Source organism: Enterococcus avium ATCC 14025 (genome assembly GCF_000406965.1).
GTDB classification, from domain to species: Bacteria; Bacillota; Bacilli; order Lactobacillales; family Enterococcaceae; genus Enterococcus_A; species Enterococcus_A avium.
Map to the genome: position 1 here is coordinate 747031 of NZ_KE136357.1, position 26361 is coordinate 773391.

General features: G+C 38.0%; 19 protein-coding genes. 2 read left to right on the forward strand and 17 right to left on the reverse strand.

Annotated features, from left to right (window positions below; translation table 11 throughout):
* Nucleotides 1–6 precede the first annotated feature (6 nt).
* Entirely contained in the window at nt 7–210 is a 204-nt protein-coding gene (locus tag OMU_RS03560; RefSeq protein ID WP_016178592.1) for a hypothetical protein, read from the reverse strand.
* A 501-nt stretch (nt 211–711) separates the two neighbouring features.
* Between OMU_RS03560 and OMU_RS03565 the strand changes: the two genes are divergently transcribed.
* Nucleotides 712–1959, forward strand: a complete 1248-nt coding sequence (locus tag OMU_RS03565) for an IS256 family transposase (protein WP_016178593.1) — start codon at nt 712–714, stop codon at nt 1957–1959.
* Between the two features lie 94 nt (nt 1960–2053).
* Here OMU_RS03565 and OMU_RS03570 read toward each other — a convergent pair whose 3' ends face one another.
* The 13 genes from OMU_RS03570 to OMU_RS03630 all read right to left on the reverse strand — a co-directional run bounded on the left by OMU_RS03570 (nt 2054) and on the right by OMU_RS03630 (nt 19086).
* Complete coding sequence (locus OMU_RS03570; protein WP_016178594.1) at nt 2054–2689, reverse strand: winged helix-turn-helix domain-containing protein; 636 nt, start codon at nt 2687–2689, stop codon at nt 2054–2056.
* 88 nt (nt 2690–2777) lie between these two features.
* Nucleotides 2778–3098: a bacteriocin immunity protein gene (locus OMU_RS03575; RefSeq protein ID WP_016178595.1), complete on the reverse strand. Its 321-nt coding sequence runs from the start codon at nt 3096–3098 to the stop codon at nt 2778–2780.
* Nucleotides 3099–3419: 321 nt separating this feature from the next.
* Nucleotides 3420–5507 (reverse strand): MucBP domain-containing protein, encoded by a 2088-nt coding sequence (locus OMU_RS03580; protein WP_016178596.1) that lies wholly within the window; start codon nt 5505–5507, stop codon nt 3420–3422.
* On the reverse strand, nt 5494–5841 hold the full coding sequence (locus OMU_RS03585) for an EF2685/EF0750 family sortase-dependent surface protein (RefSeq protein WP_016178597.1): 348 nt from the start codon (nt 5839–5841) through the stop codon (nt 5494–5496). The genes OMU_RS03580 and OMU_RS03585 overlap by 14 nt, the downstream gene beginning before the upstream one ends.
* 14 nt (nt 5842–5855) lie before the next feature.
* The gene (locus OMU_RS03590; RefSeq protein WP_016178598.1) at nt 5856–6905 is read right to left on the reverse strand and encodes a WxLIP family cell surface protein; all 1050 of its coding nucleotides are present in this window, start codon (nt 6903–6905) and stop codon (nt 5856–5858) included.
* Nucleotides 6892–7551 carry a WxL domain-containing protein gene (locus OMU_RS03595; RefSeq protein WP_016178599.1) on the reverse strand — a complete coding sequence of 220 codons (660 nt, stop codon included), beginning with the start codon at nt 7549–7551 and terminating at the stop codon, nt 6892–6894. The genes OMU_RS03590 and OMU_RS03595 overlap by 14 nt, the downstream gene beginning before the upstream one ends.
* A 149-nt stretch (nt 7552–7700) precedes the next feature.
* Nucleotides 7701–9176 (reverse strand): AcpB/EbpR/MafR family transcriptional regulator, encoded by a 1476-nt coding sequence (locus tag OMU_RS03600; protein ID WP_016178600.1) that lies wholly within the window; start codon nt 9174–9176, stop codon nt 7701–7703.
* Between the two features lie 105 nt (nt 9177–9281).
* Entirely contained in the window at nt 9282–10112 is an 831-nt protein-coding gene (locus tag OMU_RS03605; RefSeq protein WP_016178601.1) for a CPBP family intramembrane glutamic endopeptidase, read from the reverse strand.
* Between the two features lie 145 nt (nt 10113–10257).
* On the reverse strand, nt 10258–11760 hold the full coding sequence (locus OMU_RS03610) for a helix-turn-helix domain-containing protein (protein WP_016178602.1): 1503 nt from the start codon (nt 11758–11760) through the stop codon (nt 10258–10260).
* A 217-nt stretch (nt 11761–11977) separates the two neighbouring features.
* Nucleotides 11978–12679 carry a helix-turn-helix domain-containing protein gene (locus OMU_RS03615; protein WP_016178603.1) on the reverse strand — a complete coding sequence of 234 codons (702 nt, stop codon included), beginning with the start codon at nt 12677–12679 and terminating at the stop codon, nt 11978–11980.
* Nucleotides 12680–12703: 24 nt separating this feature from the next.
* Nucleotides 12704–17179: a SpaA isopeptide-forming pilin-related protein gene (locus OMU_RS03620; protein ID WP_016178604.1), complete on the reverse strand. Its 4476-nt coding sequence runs from the start codon at nt 17177–17179 to the stop codon at nt 12704–12706.
* A gap of 705 nt (nt 17180–17884) precedes the next feature.
* Nucleotides 17885–18523, reverse strand: coding sequence for a YczE/YyaS/YitT family protein (locus OMU_RS03625; protein WP_016178605.1), 639 nt, complete (start codon nt 18521–18523; stop codon nt 17885–17887).
* A 14-nt stretch (nt 18524–18537) separates the two neighbouring features.
* Entirely contained in the window at nt 18538–19086 is a 549-nt protein-coding gene (locus OMU_RS03630; protein WP_016178606.1) for a helix-turn-helix domain-containing protein, read from the reverse strand.
* Between the two features lie 487 nt (nt 19087–19573).
* Here OMU_RS03630 and OMU_RS03635 point away from each other — a divergent pair, with 487 nt between their 5' ends.
* Nucleotides 19574–20401: a manganese catalase gene (locus OMU_RS03635; RefSeq protein ID WP_016178607.1), complete on the forward strand. Its 828-nt coding sequence runs from the start codon at nt 19574–19576 to the stop codon at nt 20399–20401.
* 92 nt (nt 20402–20493) lie between these two features.
* On the opposite strand, the gene OMU_RS03640 is transcribed toward OMU_RS03635, so the two are convergent.
* From OMU_RS03640 to OMU_RS03650, 3 genes are all read right to left on the reverse strand, one after another.
* Nucleotides 20494–21288: an SDR family NAD(P)-dependent oxidoreductase gene (locus tag OMU_RS03640; protein WP_016178608.1), complete on the reverse strand. Its 795-nt coding sequence runs from the start codon at nt 21286–21288 to the stop codon at nt 20494–20496.
* Between the two features lie 153 nt (nt 21289–21441).
* Nucleotides 21442–23379: a heavy metal translocating P-type ATPase gene (locus OMU_RS03645; RefSeq protein WP_016178609.1), complete on the reverse strand. Its 1938-nt coding sequence runs from the start codon at nt 23377–23379 to the stop codon at nt 21442–21444.
* Between the two features lie 179 nt (nt 23380–23558).
* Nucleotides 23559–26354, reverse strand: a complete 2796-nt coding sequence (locus OMU_RS03650) for an FtsX-like permease family protein (protein WP_016178610.1) — start codon at nt 26352–26354, stop codon at nt 23559–23561.
* Nucleotides 26355–26361: the final 7 nt, after the last annotated feature.

The window sequence follows — 26361 nt, forward strand, 5'->3', positions numbered from 1 at the left end:
TCTTCCTTAATAAACTAGAATATGATTCTCTCGTGCATTCTCCGGAGATATGAATGGCAGTAATATCCATATAAAAGGAGCAACTACACAAAGCCAACTAAAAATGGCAACCACAGTTTGTAGGATTTTCAACAGGTAGTGTCTTTTCTCAAAATATGAATCAGAAACAAGCATTTTTTTTACTTCGTCCCGACTAATTTTTGGCTTCACAAGGTCGCCCTCCTCGTACTCAAATTATTTTTTTACATTTATCTTAGTTTGCCGTTTTCATGCAAAATTTTCAAATAATTTAGCTTTTCTGATGAGTAAATTTTTATCAGATTAGTTTCCCATTGTCTAAACGTAAAAATAAAATGAAGAGAAACATAGATTACAAAAAATTAGTCCATAAAATGCAAGCAAAAATAAAGGAACACATTTATGAGCTGAATCAACAGATCATAAGTGTGTTCCTTATTTATACTTATACAATTACGAATAGATTACCTTTATTAGGCTCAGAAATAGCGGCTTGTTCCCCTCAAATAATCTGACATTCCGTGTTGCTTTCGGTAGAATAATCAGAGTACTTTTTATCAGGTCGCCTGCAAAGATCATAAAATTCATTTTTCGAGAGTGTAATATAAACCGTGTAAGTAACCATTAATCCTAGGCAGGTGGTTGCTTCGCGGTTTTTCTTTTTCTACAATAAGATCAAGAGGTGAGTACACGATGGCTAGAAAGAAAAGAAATCCTGATGCCGAAAAGTTAGCTGAATCCATTCTGAATGCCTATCAACCTGAATCTGTCGATGACATGCAAGATGCTTTGAAAGATGTGTTTGGTCCCCTTTTTGAAAAGATGCTTCAAGGAGAATTGAATAATCATTTAGGTTATGATGCCCATTCTAAAGAGCCTAAGGAACACGATAACCGTCGAAATGGCTATGGAAATAAAACACTTAAAACCAGTTTTGGTGAAGTAGCTATTGATGTTCCTAGAGACCGGGAGGCTTCCTTCGAACCAGAGTTAATTCCTAAGCGAAAACGAGATGTTTCCGACATCGAAGGGAAGGTTCTTTCCATGTATGCACGAGGAATGAGTCAACGAGATATCGCCGCAACCGTCGAAGACATTTATGGCTTTGATATTTCCCATGAAATGATTTCAGACATCACTGACGCTGTTCTTCCTGAATTGGAAGAATGGCAAGCCCGTCCATTGGCCAAGTGCTATGCTTTTCTATTCGTTGATTGTATGTATGTTACTTTAAGAGAAAATTATGAAGCCAAAGAATATGCTGTATACACCATTCTTGGCTATGATCTCAAAGGAAATAAGGAGATTTTAGGATTATGGTTAAATCAAACAGAATCTAAAAATCGCTGGATGCAAGTGTTCGATGAATTGAAAGCACGTGGTGTCGAAGATGTTTTTTTCATTTCTATGGATGGGGTTTCTGGTCTTGAAGAAGGCGCAAAAGCGATCTTTCCATCGGTAATTGTTCAGCGCTGTATTGTTCATCTTGTTCGAAATGCATTGCGCTATATTCCAAGTAAGGATTATAAGGAAGTCTGCCGAGATATGAAAAAATTCTACGGTGCTTCGTCTCTAAACGCTGCACATGCTACTTTTGACAGTTTTCAAAATCGGTGGTCTCATTATTCTGGTGCTGTAGATGTCTGGAAACGGAACTTTGCACATGTTGAACAACTATTTGATTATGGTAGTGCCATTCGAAAAATTATGTACACTACCAATGCGGTTGAAAGTGTTCACTCCAGCTTCAGAAAAGTCACAAAAAAAGGAGCGTTCTCTAATGAGAATGCACTCCTAAAACTACTTTATTTACGCACGAAAGAATTACACGCGAAGTGGTCAGGTGGTCGAATTCAAAACTGGGCTATGGTGCTTAATCAGTTAATGATCAACGAGACCTTCTCCTCTAGAATTGAAAAGTATGCGATTTACCTTCCATAACAACGGTAGGTTTATTCAACTATGTGTCCAATTAAAATTTATCTGATTTTAAAAATAGCCAAGAGAATTTGGGTTGTTAAAAACTCTTAACTATTTAACTTCCACAGTTTAGTTGACAACCCCCATTTTTCAAGTAATACCCCTTGCCCCATACTGTTTCCAAAACATCTTCGGAAAAGCCTTCGTTGATCAATTTGCGGCGAAGATCTTTTGATAAAACTGACAGTTGGGCCAAGTTTGAATTCGATGGCTCTTTATTCCATATATATTTGCATAACTCTTCTCTAGACACAATCGAAGCATGTGCATCGTACAATTTCTGGAAAAATTTTTGTTGATTTTTCGTGAAATCTAAAAATATTCGATCGTAATCATAATTATCGGCATGCTTCTTTTCAGATTCTTTCCTTGCAATACCGGCACAATCACTTATCAGTTCACGTAAAAGATCCATCCCGATATCTTTTGGTATCCATTTATCAATTGCTAAGTCTTTTATACTGTTTTTTTCATTGTCAATTGGCTCATTTAAATATTCTCTGAAAACAAAAACTCGTTTTTCCTTTAATTGAGGAACAATCATTTCTACTTCTTTGTTAGATAAAGATTCACTCAATATGACAAGTTGAAAAAAACGAATACTCCCTTGAACACTCATACGTAATATGTCATCAAGCATCGTTTTTGATACGAAGACTTCATAATTGAACTTCTGTAAACTCTCCTGCATAGAGCACTCGTTTAAAATATTATGAGTTAGTATTAATATTTTGATTTTCCTCACCCTGCTTAAATCTATTTTTATTTGATGCTCAAATCTACTCGTAAAACTGTGCCTTAGATACACACCCGGCTTGGTAATTGATAGTAGCTCCCAAATTTTTTGCAATATTTTCTAATTCTAAAATACGTTTCTTTTCATACGTATCAAAAAGTACATGATTGTCTACAGCAACTATCAAAATATAATTTACTAGCCTATTTTCAAGCAATTCTGGGTATTTCGAAGAATCTATCTCAGTATAGACTTGTAGCAGAACATCAGTGATATCCCTTAATCCTTTATTTTTATCAGCACGAGCAATCAAATGATTGTACAACTGATAAACAATCTTTTTAGTAGATACACTTATTCCCATTGTCTTCCTCCTAAAAAAGCGTTTTACTGTTATTTGATCTTTCAATTGCTAGTAAAAAAGTAAGCGCGAGTATATGCACTGCTCCATAGACGAAATAAACAAAACATTGGAGGAATCAAATCCTTCACCTCATTCTTCAAACGAATAAGACTTTTTTCAATTGAGGCTATTAATTATCGAACCTGAAGTCGATGTGAAATGTTTTACTTCAAACTTTTTCATATTAAAACTCCCTTATCGCTGCTCTTACATCCACCCATTTTGCATAGCTTAGGAAGTTGTTTCATTATGTTTTTTTAGTACCTTACAGTTACTACTGATTTATTCTTCTGGTACATCCTCAAGTGACCAACACAATACGCCATTGTATGTGCCGACTGTGTCTGAGGGATGAATTGCTAATTGCAAATGCTCCGCCAAACTAACCTTCGTACTGCCGCTTCCATCCCAGATCGGTTGATCGTCCTCATTAATTGGAATATCTTGCTTCTGGTTTTTATAGCTTAATCTTTGAGCGAGTACCTGGCCTTTTTCATTTGTTAGCGGCTGTTCTTCTTTTACTTTAATTGTCCAGTGACTTTTATCCAGCTTGCTTACATCCTCAACCCCAAATTCTTCCTTCGTGGTTGCAGAGATTAACTTATCCATCGCTGGAATCTCATTTTCACCGAAACTAATCGTATTAGGAATAATAAGCTTAGGACTAGATTCTTTCTTGATAATTCTACTTTCCTTTTCAGATTCTTGATTGTTATCGTCTTTTATATAGAAGAAAACCTCTTGATCTAGCCAATTTTCAGGAAATGTGAACTTAACCTTATCTACCATATTTTCAGGAGCGTCTGCGTATTCCTTTAGTACTTTTTCTTCAGTACCGCAACGAGCCATCAGATACACCTTAGCACCAGTGTCGTGCGAAAACGTATATGAAAGTTCGCGTGAATTAGTAAAACGCGAGATGTAGAGCGGATTTTCATTATCATTCAGTTTGAATTGCAATACCTTTTTTTCACGATAACGATGAACAATCATCTGTTCATCCGGCAAGAAGATTCCCTTGTCTTGCTTATTATCCTTGATAGGTTCATATCCAGGAATTTCTGGATAATCATTAGATAAATCAAAGGGTGTGGTTAGGATTCCTTCTTTCGTTATCGACTCACGTAACGTGTTGTCTCTTTCGTCTAAAAAGGCTATAGTTATTTTTGCACCATAATTGATTACTGAAGCCGCTGATTTTTCTCCTAAATTTTTTCCATCAAAAATAGTTTGTACACTAAACGGCAAGCTTAATTTCCCATCAGAAACAGCAGAAGAATCAACAGGATTTTCTGCTCCGATCCATTTTAGATATACGTTATATTGAAGAACGGTGTCATATAGACGATTATCTGTTGGATTCTTAGCTTTAATTATCACATGGTTGTCATCTGTGACCTGATAACTAAATAAATCGGTAAGATCCTCTCCAATTATATTAGTTATTCTCATTTTTTCTGGCTCATATTGTCTTGTCTGATTCACCTGCTCCAAATTAAAATCAATTTCCATTTGATTTGTTTTTGACCATTGATCAACATTTGGCATCGTCTGTTGTGCCTTCAAATAAACATCTTTATTTGCTACTTCAAATTCTGAATCTACAGCGTAAGCAGGAGGAAATTCTGGTTTGGCTATAAAATCTGTGAAATAAACAATTGACGAAGGAGTAACATCGTTGTTGTGTACCATAAACGTGATAGTAGAAACAGCATTTGTTGTTACTTCAAAACGCTGACGCGGATCTCGCCAAGGAATTCCAGCGGTGATATTTTTTAGATATAACCAATATTTATCTCCTCCGCCGTCCCAAGTATCATAAAGAATATGTGTTGGATTTTCCGCATACAATGAATCAATTATTGTGCCTGGATTTTTATAGCCAATATATTTGTTTTGATTTAGCCCATAATAATTAAATGCGGTTTTTATCTCCATAGGCTGACCATTTTTGTCCAAAAAATCATAAGTGACGATCATTTCACCTGAAATATCAATTCCCAGAAAATAGCTCTTTGTGAAGCTGATGGTCCCGCCATCTAAATTGCTTTTATTTCTCTCCACTGTTATCAGTAAGCTTACTTCTTTTCCCTCATAGAAACCGACATTTTTCACTAACGCTTTACTTCTATTTGTCTTTCGATCAACCGATATATAATCTGAACCGACATCTCCTTCAAGCGCTTCAACAGTCGTATTTTTTCCATAATGCATGATGAAGGTATTTTCTGCTGGTGTTACTGATTGGTTTGCCCAATGGAAGTACCCTAGATCTGTCAGAGGTCTAGGTGCCGCCTCTACTCTGACTGAGTTCCAGAAAACACCTGCAAATAATATTAGCCAAAACAATAAATGACTACGCTTTTTCATCTTGCATCGCCTCATTTCTAAGTTTCGTTTTCAACGAGTAGATGAAAACAACTAAAACTAGAATCAGCAGGCCGATTCCTCCGAATAAAAGTGATTTTTCTTCATTTGTTTTTGGGTACATTTTAGAACCTGATCCTGTTGCGACTGCCCCCATTTGAGGTGCGTCATTTTTGGAATCATTCATCGATACCTTCTCCATTGGTATCGTTTGATTTTTATTACTAGGTTGATAAAATGTTATACCCACTTCACTTTTGGCTTGCTCAGCAGCTTCTGCTGGCATAGATACCCCTATCAATAACGCCAAAAGCAAGAAGCTCAAAACTTTTTTCATTTTTCTCCCCCGCTCTATCGATCTTTACTTTTTAATTTGTAAATATACACGATTAAACCAAGAATGATTCCCAAGAATACGATCCCTATTAAATAAAGCAACCAGCTATAATCCTTTGTGTCTTTTACTTCTACTGCTTGCTTATTCAATTTTTCATCCGTACCTTTGATTTCAAACTCTTTTCTAAACAGCCACTTCTTTCCTGCATCATTTTTTAAATGCATTGTTAGTTCATACTTGCCTTTTTTAAGAGGCTCGTTATTCCAGCTGATTGGCAAACGGAAGCTGGTTCGCGGTGCAAAGGAGATTTTTTTATCTAAGACTTTCAGTATGTCCTTCTGACCTTTTTTTGTCACCGTCGCATGCATGGCCAATTTGCTCATGAGTAGAGGCTGCGTATTTTCCATCTCAGCAAATACTGTCAAATAACCATTGTCTAATCCTGGAGTCACTTTTTTTAAAGCCAATCCTGGTTGAATCTCTTTATCCGAACAGCTGAGTTTGGCACCAATAGTATAGGCAAATTTATTTTTAAGACTGAACCCTTCATCCTTTTTTTCTTGCCCTTTCGTATCTTCATAGCAATAAAAACCGCCTAGAATCGTTCCATCGAATCCTTCAGCAGGAATTTTTAATTGAAAGCTTACATCTCGTGCTTCTCCTGGCTTCAGTGTAACTGTCTGTGGCTCAGAGATAAGTTCTTCAAAAGAGGGTCCGCCGATTAGCTTGGCTCCATGCTTTGAATAATCAATTGAACCATTTTTATTAGTAATGGCGTTATTTCCCTCAACGATGACCTGAATCTGCTTTTCACTTGTATTTTGCAGCTTAAGTGTTAGCTCCTGCTCAGCACCAGGCTGCACCTTCAGATCATAATAGCTTGCCTCAGATTGCTGATTATCAGGTAAAACTGCTTGAGCATCAAAGCTGACCTTATTTGTCGTGTTTTTTTCTTCAGCCAAAGTATGAGTTGGTAAAAAAAGAACTGCTAAGCTAACAAAACAAAGAATAAAAAAGAGGGGGAATCTCTTCCCCCACCCTCCTAGCTTCCTACGCTGGCGCATCAGTTAACACCCATGTTAAATCTGCCGTATAGCTTTGTGCTTCCAATCCAGCACGCGGTACGTGAAGCTTCACATTTTCATTTTGACCGTCTTGGCCCTCAAAGACTGCCGCAAAACCTCCAGCACCTTGTCCTTCTTTTGCCAACATTACATCTTGATATTCATCACTCAATTCAAAGAAATCATTTGCCATTTTAGGCGCTACTGATTCATTGTCTTTTGTCACGACTTTCCCATTGGCTAATGACATTTTTGCTCCAGTTAGCTCTTTGCCATTTTCACCTACAAATGGAGAGATAGTTACACCAAGTGTCCAACCTTTTGCTCCGCCTCGAGTATCGTTTACCTGCACGTGTGGCTTTTGATTCATTGCAAAGTAATCTGTATCTCCCTGTCTGATTTCTTGTTGACCAAATGTAATATTTGATGCATAAGGAATAGATAGAGCTCCGGTACCTCCTGTACCTGGATCATCATCATGAGTATCATCTGGAACAATTGGGTCCACATCTTCTCCCGATCCTGCAGTGAATGTTACGTCTGTTTTGTTCGTATTTTCTGTAAAGTCAGTAGCAAAAACAGTCGTACTTGTCGCACTTAATGCCAATAACCCTAGTGCGGCGGTCGTAACTATCGTTTTTTTCATTCTATAATTCCTCCTAAATAATAATTAGTCTAATTCGACTAAATCAATTCTCGCATGGACCCCTTACTATTTCTAGTTCGAAAATTTTCCTAAATCCGGAAAAAAATTAGAAATACTTCTTTCATCAAATTAAAAAGACGCATCGACTTTTACGTCCATGCGTCTTTTTGATTGGCTATATCATAGATAACTTTCCCCAATTGTCGCCAGTTTCTTTCAGTGGGGATGTTTTCCATTAATACCAACGGTGTATCTCCAGTATTGAAATAATAGTTAGAAACGACTAAATCTACTTCTGAGGCCTTTGTTTTATAATCATAAAATGCAAAAGTATACGTATGACCAAATTGTACATTGATTTTATTCATCAACCATAAGCGATGAGTATGGTGCAGATCATCTTGAATTAATACCTTTAAAGGCTTAAAACTGCTTAAAAACAGTCCGTAATAATCTAAAACAAAGTAATAGTTTAAAAATAGCTGCTCCCAATTATCTAAAATAGCCGATACTTGTTTATCTGCCATTTGATTCAGTGTTTTATGAAACGTGTTAATTATATGATAATTCCTAGGTTTCTCTCCAAGAACCTCATTCTGATAGGAACGATTAAAGAAGAGATCAGTATTTCCATAAAAAAATAGGCTCCTCTCATGAAAGGCAATAAAATTGAATAATAGCTCTTGATCCATTACAGCCAATTCAAAATTGAACTCCTGTCTCAAAGCAGCAGCTAAATTCTCCACCGCTCGATAAGAATCGGTGTTAGCCTTTTGATGTGCCGCGGCGTAACTATTCTCATAGCATTTGTTCCCATCAATAATGCCGAAGGAGTAAATGACTTGATAGAGAAAAAACAGCTCATCATTATTTAAGACCATGTCGGTTTCGCTGTGCCAATGTCTCAGTCGTTCAAAAAATGGATCTAATTCGATGACCGCCTTCACGCTAGTGTGAATTGATATATTGACGATTTTGCTTCTTTCCAAGGTTATTGCCAGCCAATAAGAAAATATACGTTTCTGCAGGGGTTCCAACGAAATTCGATAGTTTTCTTCAAAGCTTTCTATATATGATTCTATCTTGTTTAACTTTGTAGCAAAGGGCCAACTTCCAATATTTTCCCGCGTTGAATGCCAGTAAAAGTAATAGTAAAAGCAACGAATTCTTTTTTCCTCTGCCTGTAAATAGAGCTTATAGGGCTGAAAGTCAATGTGATAACGCTCGAAATATGGACCAAGTAACTTTGCATACCGAAAAACAGTCGATACGCTCGTAAATTGCTTTTCCGCAAAATCCTTTAACGACTTTTCAGGCTGACGATACATAAAATCGATTAGCTGATAATTGTACGAAGCTTTATAGAAATGAAGGTAGATTGCATAGATTGGAAAATCCTCTTCCTTTTTGACATAGAAGCGTTTGTTTTCATCATTTAACAGATAAATTCTACCATCATAGATTTCAAACAGTCCTGATAATTCTTCAATGTAGTGTAAGACAGATTTATTTGTAACCTTGAGCAAGCTTTTCAATTCCTTTATAGTGCACCAATCATTTTTCTCCAGCAGGTGATCAAGTAGGACCACTTTTTTTACAGATGTTTTTGTTAAAAACGTTTGCATTTCTTTTAACTCCTAACCCTTTCTTCTCAGCACGTAATGACCAGCTAAAGAACAGACTTCCCTCAGATTCGAAGGAAGTCTGTTCTGATCATCACTAATCACTTATCAGACGATGCTGTTGATTTGTTTCGTTTTATATAAATAAAGTAGAAGGACTAGAGTAAGAACAGCTAAGACAATAGTTGTTGACAGTGCTGCCTCTGCTCCGAACTGTCCTCCAGTTAGTAGCGGGTTATCCCCATGAATGATCGTTCTAAAGTATCCAGATTCGGTAGTTCCGCTGACTGGAATTCCCAATAAGGAACCTTGCACCCAATTCCAGGTAATGTGAGCACCGATCGCTGCAAGCAAGCTTCCAGTTTTATACATCAACACTCCAAAAAAGCATCCGGCGAGAAAAACATTCACTAAAGCTAGTAAGCTTACATTTGGATTTAGAGCATGTACTAAGGCAAAAAGAAGACCTGAACCTAGTAAGGCGATAATTGGTCCAAATTTTAACAGCCGATGCTGAATAAACCCACGGAAAAATAACTCTTCACTCGTACCGACAGCCACAAAAATCACAAAATTAACAAGTAATTTATACAGATTTTGATTTCCTGTTTTCAACTGATAAAGTCCTGGTAAATAAAGTGTCCCCGTAATAAGCAAAAATACACCGATTCCTGCTAACAGTCCATAAATTAACTGACGCCCATCACCCTTGTTCCAGCTCATTCCATAATTACGAATTGTCTTTTTTTCCACCCTACTAGCAAAATAGAAAAACAATAAGCAAATAGAAATGTGTACTACTGTACTCACCAATGCACTTACTAAGAGCATACTAGCAGGAAATAGTCCTGCGACTGCATTATTACTTATCATCCCCAATACGAATCCAAATAAGGCGATAACTACTGCTAACCCTTTTAAAAAATATTCTTTTTTCACACAAATTCTCCCTTTGCATTTTGCATATTAGCATTATTTGCTATTTTCAGCCAGAATTTGTTCTTTTCAATCAAATAAAAAAAAGAATCAAACACGAAAAAATCATACTGTTCGCGATCATTTTCTAGTTGCACCGACAGTTCTTTTACGATAATAACTGATTGTATTTTTGATCACGAATTTTATTGATAAAGGTAATTACTCGAACCCAATCTGAAAGATACTGCTTTTCGTCCCATTGAAAAAGATGCGGCAAATCGCGAGAAAAATACTTAGACAAATCAATCGCGTAATCGGAAATCACAACATCCGGTTTTTGACGAATACCGACAATAATAATCGGGCGCGGACTGATTCGCACCAAAGTTTGTTTCTGCAGCTGTTCTTCTAGTCCCCGCCCTTTGGACTCTATCGCCACACGGATAGGTAGATCGCGGTCCATCAGAATATGATAAAGCAGTTGTGAAACATAATATTTGAAGGAATTTGAATTGATTGTCTTTCTCCATTTTTCATTCGGCGTATCCACACTGTGAGCGATCCTTTCTAGGAGATCAAAAAGATAAAGATACTGGTCCTCAACCTCAGAAATTGTCATATAATCACCGAAGGAATCGATTTGTTTCCCTAATCCAAATGTTAATAAAAAAGAAAAAATATACGTGGTATTAATAAATAGAAATCTTTTTTCATCCTGCCCGAAACGATATTGCAAATGCTCCTCTATCTGAATGATCCATTCGTCAATTAAGCGTCGATAGTCACTTAGAAAAGTTGGCGATTGTAATTGAATCTGCTGCAACGTTTCTTGAGAATAGCTCTGTCCTACGGTAAACATATAATAGATATACAAGAATTCATCACTAGGTAAATCCTTTTCGAAAAGTAGGTTGGCTTCAAAAAAAGGAACAAGTATTTCTTTTTCAAAAAGCTCTTTGGAAATAAAGGGATTAAAAAACTTTCTGACCGTTTCCGGTATCGTTTGAATCAAATAGCCCTGTTTAATACGCATAACAGTCACTGCCAGAAAATTGATAAAACGCTCCTTGTCTGCATGTCTAAGAAAAGGAAAGTATTCAGTTAAACTTTGATAGATCACAGTTGCACTTTTTTGAACAATCGGAGGACGATTGCTGTCAATTTCATCATAAATATGCCAATAAAAACTATGAAAGAAAAAACGAATACGAAACTCATCTCCAATTAAATACCCGTTCTTTTTTAAATTCAAACCGATTTGATATTGAGCCAAAATTGGGCTAAATTCACCTATTTGTCGTTGGACCGTTCGACGACTTAGGTATTGACTTTGACTAAACGATTCCAGGGATTTGAATTTCTGATTAAAAATAGCGTCCCAAATAATAAAGGGCAGCGTTGATTTGGTTAAATCCACTCGAATTTTATTTAGCAGAAATCTTTCGGAAAACTTAATTGTGGCTTCCTTATTCTCTCGCTCTATCGAAAATTCAGGATAACTCTGTTGAATCGTTTCTATCTGATCCAATACTTGTCTTAACATAGAATAGGAAATACTCAGTTCTTCTGTAAGTTCTTTATAACTGAAAACAGAGTTATACGATCGATAGCAGTACGTGAAAACCTTTTGTACTAGTTGATCTTGTCCCTTTATAAAAGAATCTAGCATCAGAAAGCCTCCTTTGTTCTTTATAAATTTAGAAATATAACAATATTTTTATTGATCATAAATAATTCGCTCACTGTTTTTTTAGACAAAAAAAGCAGTAAAAAAATTTTCGAAGGATAAAATCCGAAGATTTTTTACTGCTTTCATTGAAGTCTGAAAAAATTATGACCTATATTTTGATGCTCCATCGACTAATTCATTTTTTATACACATTTCATCACACTTGATTTGTAACAGAAGCTTTTTTAGAAACAACCTTTTTCAAGCAATAGCCGTTTCCCCAAGAGGTTTGCAGCTGGGATTCATCTAAGCCGTGCTCTACCATTTTCTTCTTAAGCGACTTGATAATGCCAGACAGACGGCTTTCCTTCGCTCTTGAAGGTGCAGATTCCCACAAGTAATAGCACATCTCCGTTCGAGAAATACATTTTCCTATTGATTGCTTCAGCAAGCGAAAGACTCGATATTCTTGCTTTGTTAAGCGGTAATCGAAATTTTCCAAATCAATATCTTTTTCCTTTGTCAGCGTAGGTTTGCTTTTTTGCTTCGTTTTCTCGCGAATTGACATCTGCTCGCGTAATTCTTCAAAGCTTACTTTCTGGGAAACAATCAATTCGACTCCTTGTTGCTTCCACTGCTCACGAGTCTCCTCATCTAGCTCTGAAATTGTTTTTCGTATGAGTCTGCAGTGAAACAATTTCAATGTTTCTAGACAAGTTGCTACTTCCTGATCTGAAATGGTTTCGCTTAGAATTACTGTATCAAAATAATCAAGCTCGCTAGAAAATTCCTCTTTATCTGTACTTTGCAAATCCAAAAGTACCTGATTACTGCATAGCACCTCATACCCTAAATCATTCAGTTTTTTTACAAAATCCTGTTCGTATGAATAACTTTTTGTTAAAAGTAAGACTGTCATTAAATCCTCTCATTTCATGTTTTCTTAAATGCTCTTTTTTCTGACTTTTAATACAACTACTCCCAATACAATCAATAGGACTAAAATGCCCAAAGTGCTCCAGATGCCACTGTTTTGACTTCCTGTACTTGGCAAACGTTTAGAAGTCGTAGATGTGCTTCTCGTTGTAGTTTGATGGGTCGTCGTATTCTTCTTCGTGACACTGTTCTTCGTCTCATCCTTTGTTTTTTCTATCTCTGGCTCTGCTATTGGCGTATTTTCTTTGGTAACCTCTTTTACATTTGGTTGATTATCTTTTACTGAAAACTCAATTGGTGTTGCATCTAATTGGTACCCTTTTGGCGCCTTGGTTTCAATCAGCTTATAGCTTCCATCAGTCAAACCTTTAATAAGAATCGTTCCATCCTTACCGGTGACGATCATTTCCTGACCCTCGACTACTTTATCTTCGCCAGTTACTAATTTAAATTCTGCATTTGCCAATCTCTTGCCAGTTTTACTATCTGTCTTTTTCAATAGCAGTTCACCCGGTGGAATTTCCTTATCTGGAGTAAAATGATTCGTGAAAATCGGCTGCTTTCCAGCTTCAACTCCTTCGTAAACAGCGGTAGTCTCAAGCTTTCCAGCTTTCTCCTCAACAGTCACGAACACCTTATAAATAGTGTCATCGTAGGTGATTCCGGCCTCTTTTTCGGCTGGGATCACTTCGGAAATCGTATACTCGTAAGTTCCGGCTTCACCATACTCGATCGCATCAAATGTAATCGTTCCATCTGCCGCATTTTTCTGGATTTGATCCACGCCTTCACCTTTCAGATTGAAGCTGAATTCTTCAGCTTTTAAAGGTCGTCCGCTTAATTCTTTCTTCGCCGTTAATTCAATTTTTGAAGAAGCTTTTCGATTTTCTAAAGAGAATGTATGATTTATTCGTTCTCTAGAAATGATAAACTCATGCTCTTGGTTGTCCTTCACATATCCTTCAGGTGCTTGACTTTCTACAATGACATAGGTTCCATAACGTAAATTAGACAGATAATCGACTTCCGCACCATTTTCAATGATTTTATCGCCTTTTACTTCAATATTTGAAAGCATCAGTGTTAGATTGCCTTCAGTGTCCTTTCGATAAAGATCGAAAAAGGCTGAACTTGTAGTAATTAGCTGATCGTTCTCATCTAGTTTCCGGAAGGTGATCGAGCCATTTTTCCCACTTGAAGTTCCTTCACCATCTGTAGATTTCACGGTCACAGTTTTCGTTACTTCATGAAATTGGATGTCTTTACCATAAAGTGATGCCTCGTTTGCAATCACTTCATTATTTTGAATCCCCGGATCTAGCAATGTTTGATACTCAATGATGTAAGCAGAATCGATCGTCTCACCTAGATGAATGGTTAATGTTTGAGTTCCTGCTGCAGAATCCGAAGTAACCACAGGGCTGTTTTCCTCTGTAAACACAAGAGCCTCGCCATCTTTAACAAATGTTCCAGAACCATTATTTTTTGCCTTAAAGACCTTTACCACTACATTTTTATCAGCGTCATAAACAAATGTCTGCTCACTGATTTTTACAGTGTCTTTAACGACTGGATCGTGAATTGTATGCCCGTCTTTATTTAAAACAACAGACCAATTGATTGAACGGTAGTCTTCACCTGTTCCTTGTTGCCCGCTCTTAGAAATCCATGCATCCTTCGCACTTTTTTCAACGGTTCCTTCGACCTTTATTGGTTTACTATCCTTTACTGTCATCGTCGCAACATTTTTATAAGTTGGAACTTCATCTGCCGCTTCTGCCGAAACAAAAATGGCGAAGGTTGACCCTTTGTCTTTTAATAAAGTAATAGTTGGAACCCCAGCTTCATCAAGTTCATACGTATAATCAACATTGACTTCCCATTTCGTTCCTAATTGAGCAGCTTCTAGCTTACTAGCAGCCACATCGACATCGTAAATAACAAGTTCTTTAAGCGTTTGTCCCTCGCCTAATGCTTCTTTGATCGTTGTCTCTTTAGGAATGGTTGTTTTCCATGTATTAAACAACGCTGTCCAGTACACACTATTTTCTCCTGCGGTTGTTTCTAAGAATGGATTATTATGACTAAAGGCTTTGGCTACATCTGCCCCTTCTGTAAGATATTTCCCATATTTTAAACCATTAAATGCGTACTGTGTACTCACCCATGTGGCAAGTTCTGCACCATCTGTGTGATTTTTTCCATCTTCACCGGTATACGTTACCACTACGCTATTATCAAATCTCTGTGTAGTACCCGTATCATGATGTGGCTGTTTGTCCATGAAGAAGTGTGTCTCATAATTAAAGGTGATTTGATCGCTTGTTGTTGCATAAGCTCCAATTAATCGGATATTAAATCCTAACGAGTAATCTTCATCGCCATCGACTTTTTCCAGAACGTAGTCGCTATCTTTAGTTAAAACCTTATCAGTCGTTCCATCGTTAGCTTTTACTACAAGCGATGATTCAATCAATTGAAGCGCACTCTTATTTATTCCAGAAAGAGTGGTGTATCTATCTTTGATGATCGCATCTTTCATTAAAAGACGATTTTTGTTCAATACTACCTGCCAGCTGATTGTGTTCGTCGCATAATTCTTACTCGGCGCTGTTTTGGTGATGCCTAATGCTCCTTCAACATCTGGTGTTTCTCCCGCATTAATTTCTTCACTTTCTGTTCCATCAATAATCAAAGCAGTATTCTGAAGAGCACTTCGTAATGGCGTTGGCACATCAAATGTTTGGGTCGAATACTTCACTTTATAAACGCCTTTTTCTGCAAAATTTAACGTAAAGTGTACATACTCTCCGTTTTTTTCTCTATAATCAGCCGCTGCTTCTGAAAATGTCCACTTATCACTAGCGACTTCATTGCCATTTTCGTCATACACTTTGATGCTGTCTTTCAATAAATAATGTTTTGCTGTATTCGGATCACCATATCTTGAATACATCCAGTCCTTAAGAATTCCACCATCAGTCGTATACGTAGCTTTGATTTCCCAGTTGAAAATACCGGTATTTAAATCATAATCCGTACAATATTTATAATTGTCTCTATCATCGAAAGACACACTCGCCTCTGCCGAATTAGAAATAAAGTTATCTCCGCTAATCGTTGCCTTATTCAGAAATTCCTTCTTGCTTTCATCAGCCACCCGCATTTTAAGAACAATTTTTACTGGCTGATTCATCACACCAGAGGTAAATTTGTAGACATAATCTGTGCCAGCTATCCAAGAATTAATAAAGCCTGCTGGCGGTATTACCCATTCACCATTCTCATTCATCACATAATCCTGGGTATACCAAACAGATAATCCTTCAGGCATCGTATCTCTTAAAACCGCGTTTCTCAGATCACGTCTTTCTTCATTTAAGATGATCGTCCATGTCACTGAGTTATCAGCTTCAATTTTTCCGCTTTTACTAATGTCCGCTTTTACGACTGGAATGACAATCCTAATTTCTACTCCAGCCTCATCTGTGATCCCAGTTGAAATCTCAATTGTTTCATTTTCCGTAGTAATTTTCAGTTCTGTTCTTAAATCAATCGTCCCTTGACGCTCGCTTAAATTTCCGGCTTTATCATTAAAGGTGACGGTTAAAAGCCCATTTAAGTCTAAGGTGAATGACCCTAAAACATCTCCATCCTGATTTTTCAGCACATCTGTTACGGCATTATGAATAGAAAAATAGTCAGGCAGCTGATACGTATAAAAATCACCATTTTGTATAATTTCTGCATCATCCAACACCCAATCAAAATGAATCTTGATATTAGCATCTTGAACAGCCGGATTTTCCTCATTAAACTCTTGGTCATTAAAATCCGTAATTTTAATATTGGTAAATAAATTCACGCCACGAGCGTTCAGATTTGCTTCATGATCCGCCCGAGCTTGTCTTTTAGCTATTGTCTGGTCTGCCTCAGCTTGGTTGACGATATCGGGCGCTGGATCTGAAGCTTTGTTGTAATATATACTGGTCAACACATTATTCCCAAAATCGATTGTTTCTGCTTCTACATTATCTGATGTAGTTTCTGCCGTTACCTCAATCAATCCTTCATAAAATTTTGCACTAGCGAAATCTGGTACAAGTCCATCAGCTGTTTTTTGATAATTTTGTTTGAATTGAAAGATTAGTTGTTGATTTTTTACTTGATAATTCCCCATCTCGCCTAAACTACCTGATTGCTCTGGATAATGCAGGTTTGCGGGCAACTCAATAATCGTGGTGGTATTTTCCTCAATCAATGTCGGTTGTGCCAGTGCCCAACTTAAATTCAGTTTGACAGCCGTCTTTTGATCTATCCGATGATTCTCTGTGATTTCCTGATCATTGGTATCTGTGACAGTCACTTGATTAACGACTACTCCCGTTTGATCCGCGGTTTCCGCAATAGCCGACATCGGAAAAAGACTAATCATCATGCCAATTATTGCAGACAACGACCAAAGCTTTTTTAATCGTTTCATTTTTCACAACCTCCTTATACATGTAAATAATTTGCTTAAGCGTTGATTCTCCGCCTTAAACAAACTAATCCATTAAAATCGTCTTATAGCTTTTTATTATTTTTCCGCCTCCTTTATTACTTTCCCAGCATTTCCCAACCTTTTGACTAGCTTTTCTTCCATTTTCCAAGGCTATAGATCTGAGAAAAGCCGCTTCAATTTATACAATAAATAGGCTCTTTCTCATCTATTATTATTAGTCAAATTAGAGGTCTGAAAATGACAAAAATAATAAAATAAGTCTATATTAACGTCCTATTCAAAATATAAACTTTAAAAGAGCAAAAAAATAAAGACCTGCTATCATAAACAGATCTCTCATTTCGTATTTTTCTTCCCAAAATACACGCCGAACATTGCTTCTTGTTTTCTAGTCATTTAATTAACGGACTTTAGAAAAAAATTATTTTCTTGTCAACTAACCTTTATATTTAATTTACAAATAAATTTTCATTGATAACCTAAAGAAACGTTGTTATTTAAACGTTTCTTTAGAAGAGGTCATTTTCTGTTGTTATTGAATGTTTTTTTGTCACATTCGAGAGGAGTCTGACTATATGTTAAAAAATCTGGTTTTCATTCCTAAATAGGAGCTTCTGACTGCAGCTACAAAAAAACGAACCGCCTATAAAAGACAATTCGTTTTTCTTTGGATTAAATTTAGCTTTATAATGTTCTCACGGTATCCACGATGCTTTCATGCTCAATGTTCGTAACATCAAAGTGCAAAATATTGAAGGTCACCTCTAAAATGAAGCTGATTCCAAAGACCGAAATAACTGTTCCAATTCCCACCTTTGCTCCCAATAGCCAACCAATCAGCAGAACCGTGCCCTCGATTACACCGCGAACAATTCCGATGGGAACCTTCGGCAGACGTTTTCCCAACGCAACCATCAAAGCATCACGCGGCCCGCAGCCAAGCGAAGCCCCAATATAAAAATAACTCCCAATGCAAATCGACAGTTGCCCAAGTAACAGCATCAAAACGCCAGAGAAAAAATTGTTCATTTGAGGAATCAGATCCACAGCTTGAATCAGATCCACGAAAGTTCCAATCAGAATCGTGTTAAGAATTGTTCCAAAGCCAATTTTTTCCTTTAAAGCTACATCAACCAATAAAATGACAAATCCGCTAATGATCAAAATATTGCCATACGTTTGGTCTGTCAGATAAGCTAATCCCATACTGAAGGCCTCCCAGGAAGCCAAGCCGATATTTGCCTGAATCGTTAAAAACGAACCCAATGCGAATAAAAACAAACCAAATACCAACTTTACCAACCGAACACTATACCCTTTCATTCAATCCCCTCTTTCTACTCCCTAAACATCAGCATCAAAATATGTGTTTCCTCATTCGTCGGGTTGGCATACTTATGATTGCAATTTGCTAAAAATTGAATTGCTTCTCCTTCTTCTAGTTCAAAACTCTTTTCACCAACCTGAATAGCCAATACCCCTTGTGTACAAATAATATATTCTCTGATTCCGGCTTCATGATATTCAGATAAGCGCTCCGAGTGAGGCGCGATCACATGACGCATCATTTCAAATTTTTTATCCGGATCAAACTCAAACAAATTATACGTATCAAACCCTTTTGAAGTTGAATAATGCTTACTATTACTTTTTCTGATTACTGACACGTCCGGTGTTTCCATATAAGTCAGCTGGGCTAAAGGAATATGAATTCCTGTACAAATTTTCTCTAGCATCGAAATCGTCGGACTTTTGGCGCAACGCTCGATCTCACTTAGCATACTCTTACTAACGCCGGACAATCGCGCCAGATCATCTAAGGTCAGATTTCTTTCTTGGCGAATTCGTTTAATATTTCGACTGACAATTTCATTTGCTGAAATCATAATATCCTCCAATTACTATCTCGAATAAAATCCACTATAGTGTAAATTTAATAGATAACACCGTGTTTGTCAACATCATTAAAGGCTGAGCTTTATGTTTTCCTTAATTCCAAATACACAACAAGCGCTTGAAAATATGTTTATTTTCTCCTATACGCGTCCCCATTTTTACTCTTTTAAGCATATTTCTGTTCAAAAAAAAGTTATCCTTTACACTATTTTATACAACAAGCATTACTTTATAGATAAACAGATTAAGTTTCTTATTATTTCCTTCGTATCTTTAGAAACTAATGTAAGAGCTAAACGATCGTTAGTAAAGCATTTTTTAAATTTATAAAGTTACCAAACAAATTTTTACTGGTGAATAAATAAGCTTTTATTGACGTATTTTAGCTTTTTACTATTCAATAAAATCACCATCCAAAACTAAATACAATGAACTGTTATTGGTTCATGTAAAAAATAAATAGGAGTGAATATTGATATGTTTTTACACAAAAAGGAATTACAGTTTGAAGCAAAACCGGATAGTCCGAATCCTCTAATTGCGAAGTATCTTCAAGAATTGATTGGTGAACAATACGGCGAAATGAGCGTTGCTATGCAGTACCTGTTCCAAGGCTGGAGCATGCGCGGAGAAGAAAAATACAAAGATATGCTGATGGATATCGCAACAGAAGAAATTGGCCACGTAGAAATGTTGGCAACGATGGTGGCTCGACTTTTAGAAGGCGCCCCTGTTGAAGATCAAGAATCAGCAATGAAAAATGATCCTGCTATTGGCGCTGTAATTGCTGGTATGAATCCGCAACAGGCAATTGTTGCTGGCTTAGGACCACGTCCTGCTGACAGTGTAGGAAATCCTTGGAGCGGCGGTTATATCATTGCCAGCGGTAATTTACTAGCTGATTTCCGAGCAAACCTAAATGCGGAATCCCAAGGCCGCCTGCAAGTAGCCAGAATTTACGAAATGATTGAAGATAAAGGCGTTAAAGATTTACTATCCGTACTATTAGCCCGCGACAGCTATCACCAAAACTTATGGGCAACTGCTGTCAAAGAACTAGAAGAAAAGGAAAAGAGTATTTTAGTTCCTAGTACGTTCCCAAGAGAGAATGAACGTTTAGATATCGCTTATGATTTCTACAACTTTTCTGAAGGCAAAGAAAGCAAAAAAGGCAGCTGGGCCAAAGGAAAAGCATTAGACGGTGAAGGTGAATACAACTACTTGAAAGAACCAAAAGTAGAAGGAAAAGCCCCTAAGCTTGATCCTGTTACACCTAAAATGTACGGTACACCCCCAGCTAAATAACAATATTAAAAATGAACCCTCAGCGATTTTCTCTTGAGGGTTCATTTTTTTGTGTTGTTTTTTTACAACATGCTATCCATAAATAAATCGTTCTAGAAAATTGTCGGTACCAATCCACCATCTAGACGTAATGCTGCTCCTGAGAAGGATCGCGCATAAGGGCTGGAAACAAAGGCTGCAAAGCGACCGATTTCTTCTGGACGGATCAATCGTTGAATTTGAGACAATGGTCGATGATTTTTCATAAAATCGCTTTCCCATTCACTTTCAGGGATATCCGTGTCGCTATACATATCCACCAACATCTGCTGCACGCCTTCTGTTAAAGTGGAGCCTGGCATGATGGTATTGACTGTTACATTGGTTCCCTTTGTCAGCTTGGATAAGCTTTTAGCTAAAGAAAGGTTCATCGTTTTGGTCAAGCTGTATTGCGGCATTTCACCAGAGGGCATAATCGCCTCTTCACTCGCAATGAAGATAATCCTGCCAAAATCAGTCGACAACATTTCAGGTAAATAAAACTTCGCCAGTGCATTGCCGGAATAAAAGTTCACATCAATAAAATGCTGCCAAAGCTCATCTGTAATATCAAAATAATCCTTTGGCTGAAAAATGCCCATATTGTTGATCAAAATATCAACTCTCGGATAAGCTTCAAACAGTTTTTGACGCTCGTCTTCCTTAGATAAATCATAGGCAGCTGCCTGTGGCGTTGTTTGCGGAAATTGTTTCTTTATTTCCATTACTACTTCATCCACTGCCTGACTATTGCGACCATTTATGATGACATTTGCCCCTTCTTTTGCCAGTTCCCAGGCAATTGCCTTGCCGATTCCTTTAGTTGAACCGGTGACCAATGCGGTTTTTCCTTTTAAATCTAGTTCCAATTTTATCTCCTCCAGCTATTCTTTATTCTTCGATCTTGATACACAAATTCTAATGGTTATAAAGAACAACTGTCAAATGGTTGGATTTTCCAATTTTAATTAATCCCTTGCTCCATCTTCACCATCTGCTTTTATTTCCCATAAAATCTTACTCTACAAATACTTCTTCGGTGTCTTCAACATTCTCAACGCATTTAGAATAACCAAGATCGTACTCCCTTCATGCAAGATCACACCGATGGTAATGTCCATCTTGCCAAGAAGGTTCAATGTGACTAACGTTAACACAACAACTATTGAAAAGGCGATATTTTGCCACGTAATTTTGTCCATTTTCTTACTTAATTGATGTGCATAAGCCAGTTTAGATAAATCATTTTTCATTAGCACGAGATCGGCCACATCTATCTCGACACCTGTTCCTTCGCCCATTGCGATACCAACATCCGCAGTAACAAGTGCAGGTGCATCATTGATTCCATCGCCCAGCATAGCAGTTGAACCATATTCTTCCTGTTGTTCTTTAACAATCTTCGCTTTGTCTTCCGGCATCACGTTGGCAATGACCTCATCGACACCGATTTGTTTTCCGACTGTTTCACCGGTTAGCTTTGCATCGCCTGTGATCATGGTCGTATGAAGACCCGCTTCTTTGAAATAGCTTATCGCTGCCTTTGCGTCTTGAATCAGTACATCCATCAATGCAATCAAGCCAATTACTGTCTCATTTTTCCCAAAGAATACCACCGTTTTTCCCTCTGCAGAAAATTGCTTTTCCTTTTCTTTATAAATAAAGGAAACTTTTTCAAAGGAGACAGGTTTTCCGATACGATAGCTGTTGCCTACATAATTCGTCGATAAGCCACGTCCGACTTGATTTGCTACGTCAAGCTGAAGCGCCCTCGTTTCGGGAAAACTAGTGATGATCGCTGTGGCTAATGGATGGTTCGATTGTTTTTCCATAGCCACTAGGATATCAATAAGTTCATTTTGATCCAGCCCCTGTTCAAAAACAAAATCCGTCACTACCGGCTTGCCATTTGTCAGTGTTCCAGTTTTATCAAAAGAAATGGCTTTTAGGCCTTGTAATTTTGAGAGATACGCACCGCCTTTTACCAACACACCTTTTTTAGATAAATTGGAAATCGTCGCTAAAGTCGTTGAGACAGCACTTGCAGCAAGCGCGCAGGGTGAAACAGAAATCAAATAAACCATACTGCGATACAAACTGACTTCCCAGCTCCAGCCGAAAATATACGGCCCGGCAAGTAACACGAATGGAAACAAGGCTAAGACGATCGTCACATACTTAGGTTCCAAGCGTTGAATCAGCGTGGCTGTCTTGGTTAAACTTTCTTGCGATTGCCTCACCAGTTGCAAGATTTTTGAAAAGACCGTTTCCGAACTATCTTTTGTAACTTTCATGGTGAAAGTGCCGGAACCGTTGATCGTACCCCCATAAACCTCATCCCCGAACGTCTTCTCTTTGGGAATACTTTCGCCATTGATGGAGGATTCGTCAATCGCAGTGTTTCCGCTTAAAATCACCCCATCGGTTGGCACCTGCGCTCCATTAAGAACCTGCAATGTATCACCAGTTTTTACCACATCCACTGGAACTATTTGGGTACTGCCATCAGGATAAACAATTCTGGCTTCTGTCGGATTTAGATTCAATAAGTGAGTGATTTCTCGTTTGCTTTTTCCATCTACGTAATCCTCCAAGAAATGCGCTGCCGCAAAAATCACGATCAGCATGGCCGCTTCCTCGTATTTACCAATCACGATCGCCCCAGCAGCTGCTAAGGCCATTAAAAAATGAACATTTGGCTGAAATTTTTTGGCACTGTGTGAATTTCTAATGGTATCGCCGACACCTTCAAGGATAATATGGTATCCCGCGGTAACAACAGAGAGAATAAATGCCATACTCGAATAAAAACTGCTGCTTCCCTCCAAAATAAAGCCCGCTAAAAATGCCGCAAACCCGACAAAAAACAGGATGATCGTGAGTTTCCCTCCATGATTGTGGACATGTTCATGGCTGTGGGCATTATCTAGATCATGAAGTGGTACGCTCCTTTTTTCCATAGTATTCTCCTCTTATCATCATTGTTATTCATATGAATGTCAATTCATGTGTTTGAATTAAGTATATATGAATACATATTCATATATCAAGTGACTAGCTAGTCCTTTTCACAAAAAAAAGAACACTTTATCAGAATTACTTCCAATAAAGTGTTCTCTATCATGAAGAAAAAATTCATTTAATCCACCGATTTCAAGGCCTCTAACATATCAACATTTTTCAAACGGTGATTGATGATAAATCCAAGAATGGTCGTCACGATAACAATGATTACTGTCGGTACAATAAAGCTGATACTGGACAACGCTGGATTAAACATCGCATCATTTGGTGGAACCGAGGTAAGAATAAACTGGTGCAGCCATTCACCTAACCCGAAACCAACGACGATCCCGATTGCCGTCAGCAAGATTGTTTCACGATAAATGTACAGTGTGACCTCTTTGTCATAAAATCCCAATACCTTAATAGTAGAAAGCTCACGAATTCGTTCAGATACATTGATGTTCGTTAAATTATACAGGATCACGACCGCTAGCAGCACAGCAATAAAGACAAGGACCTCCATGATTTTATTCAGCGATGTAACAATCATATCAATTTGACTAGTCATCGTCGTATTTTGAACGACACCGGCGACTCCTGCCAGATTAATAAATTTCGCCGCTTGTTTTTTGGTATTCGCTTTGGACGGGTTCTTTAGATTGACCAATGAAGCATTGGATTGGAAATCCTCCTTAAAGACAGACTGATACTCCGTTTTGTTCATAAACATAAAATGACCCATATACATTTCAGTGATTCCGTCCACCTTCATCGTTCGGTTTTGATTTTCTGCATCCTTGACCTTGATCTGATCGCCAACCTCCACATTCAACAAATTCGCCAATCGTTCAGTAATGATCACGCCATCATCATTCAGGTGCAACGTTTTTTTAGTTTTTCGTTCATTTAAATGAATGTAGTCGTCAAAATTTTGTGTTTTCTCCGGTACGATCAATTTGATTTCTTGATTGTCGTGATTCGCTCCAGCAGCTTTTGTCATGGTTTCATAATGAACAGGCGCATATTCCTGTATCGCAGGATCCGATAGCTGCTGCTTAATTTCGTCCTTTTTGTCAGGTGTCAGCGTGTCTGATTCAGCCACGATCATATCATAGCGGATCAGCTCGCCAAATTGCCGTTCATTGATTCCTTCAATCGAGTGCTGCACACTAAAACCGGCAAATAATAAAGTGACCGACCCAGCAACCCCGAAAATCGTCATCAGCATCCGTTTTTTATAACGGAAAAGATTTCGAGCCGTTACTTTATGGGTAAAGCTTAGGTGATTCCAAATAAAAGGAATTCTTTCCAATAAAATTCTTGAACCTTCTGCAGGGGCTTTAGGCAGCAGCAGATCCGCTGGTCGTTCGCGCAATTCCTTTTTCGCTGAGATCAGTGCAGGGATCACCGCGCTGATAAAGGCTAGAACACATGCCAATACTGAGATCCCCCAGTGAAACTTCAGCGTTAGTTCAGGCAGGATGAAGCCATCTTGATAGGTGCTATAGACAATCATCGGCAGCAAAGTGTGGCCTAATACAATTCCGATGATCGATCCGATCATACTGGAGCTCAACCCATAAACCACAAATTTCTTGTAAATATCTCTATCAGTATAGCCTAAAGCTTTCAGCGCTCCAGAATTTTTCCGCTCCTCATCCACAAAGCGGCCCATGGTGGTAAACGTCACGAGGGCAGCTACTAGAAATAGGAAAACCGGAAAAACATTTGCCAAAGCATCCACAATCGACGAAATACTGTTATAGATTCTGTACCCTTCGGAGCCGGGTAATTCCCGACGATTGTTGACTGAATACACTGGTTTTTTTAATTGGTCTACCGTCGTTTGTGCTTCTGAAAGCTGGCTTTCACTTGTGTTCAACTTCTTCTGCACATCATTTTTCTTTGCTTCAAACTGATTCAGCTGTGTTTGATACTCGGCTTCTTTTTGTGCCAATTCCTGTTCACTAGCAGCTAATTGTGTTTTAAGTTGTTCAGGAACATTTTCCGACCCACCCATTTGCTGCTTTTTCAGTTCTAGCTCTTGGCGGGCAGCAGTCAGCTGTTCTTTTCCCGCATCTAGTTGCTGTTGGCCATCCGATAACTGTACGCGGGCATTGTTCATTTGTCTTTTTGCATCATTCATTTTCGTTTGATAGTCCGCTTTAATCGCCGTTAACCGTTTTTCCGGTTGCTCCTCCAATTGCTCATTTAAATCGTCTTTGTGCTTTTGGACCTTCTTTGTATAGTTGTCCGAATAGGGATCTAGATTTTTCGTATCCTTAAAGGTCATGCGAGCGATCATATAATACGGCGAATCAAAGTTTGAGGCGTTCACCACACCAAAGCTTTTTAATTCACCAGTACCAGCCGTCGACTGACCGCGATTGAGGGATGATACGACCTCGGAGGTGTTGACAAAGCCGACGATTTTGAAAGAATTCTTTTTCAAGATCCTGGAATTTGTGATATCGGCTTTTTCAGTAAAGCTGATCGTGTCCCCTAGCTTGTAGTTATCTGCACATTTCGCATCCAATGCAATCTCCGTGTCTTTTTTTGGCATTCGCCCTTTCTCTATTTGATAAGTAGAAATGTCCTTCGTCTTAGAAAAAAGCCGAAAGCTCTCGGTCGTATCTTTCTTGGTGACATCCTTCAAATAGCCATACTCAATTTGACGTACGCCATCAGTTTTTTCTATTGCCTCGCGGTCAGAGTCATCGATCCCATAGCTGCCGATCACCGAGACATCCGCCATGTTCAACTCAGAAAAATAGTTTTTCCCCGTTTCCCGCATATCTGGTCCAGTTACCTTTAAACCTACTAGAGCAAAGGAACTGATCATCATCAATAGTAAAATTGAAACGAATCGGCCCTTCGAATATCTAAATGAACGGAAAATATCTTTCCATAACGTTTTCTTTTTCCTCATCGTTTCC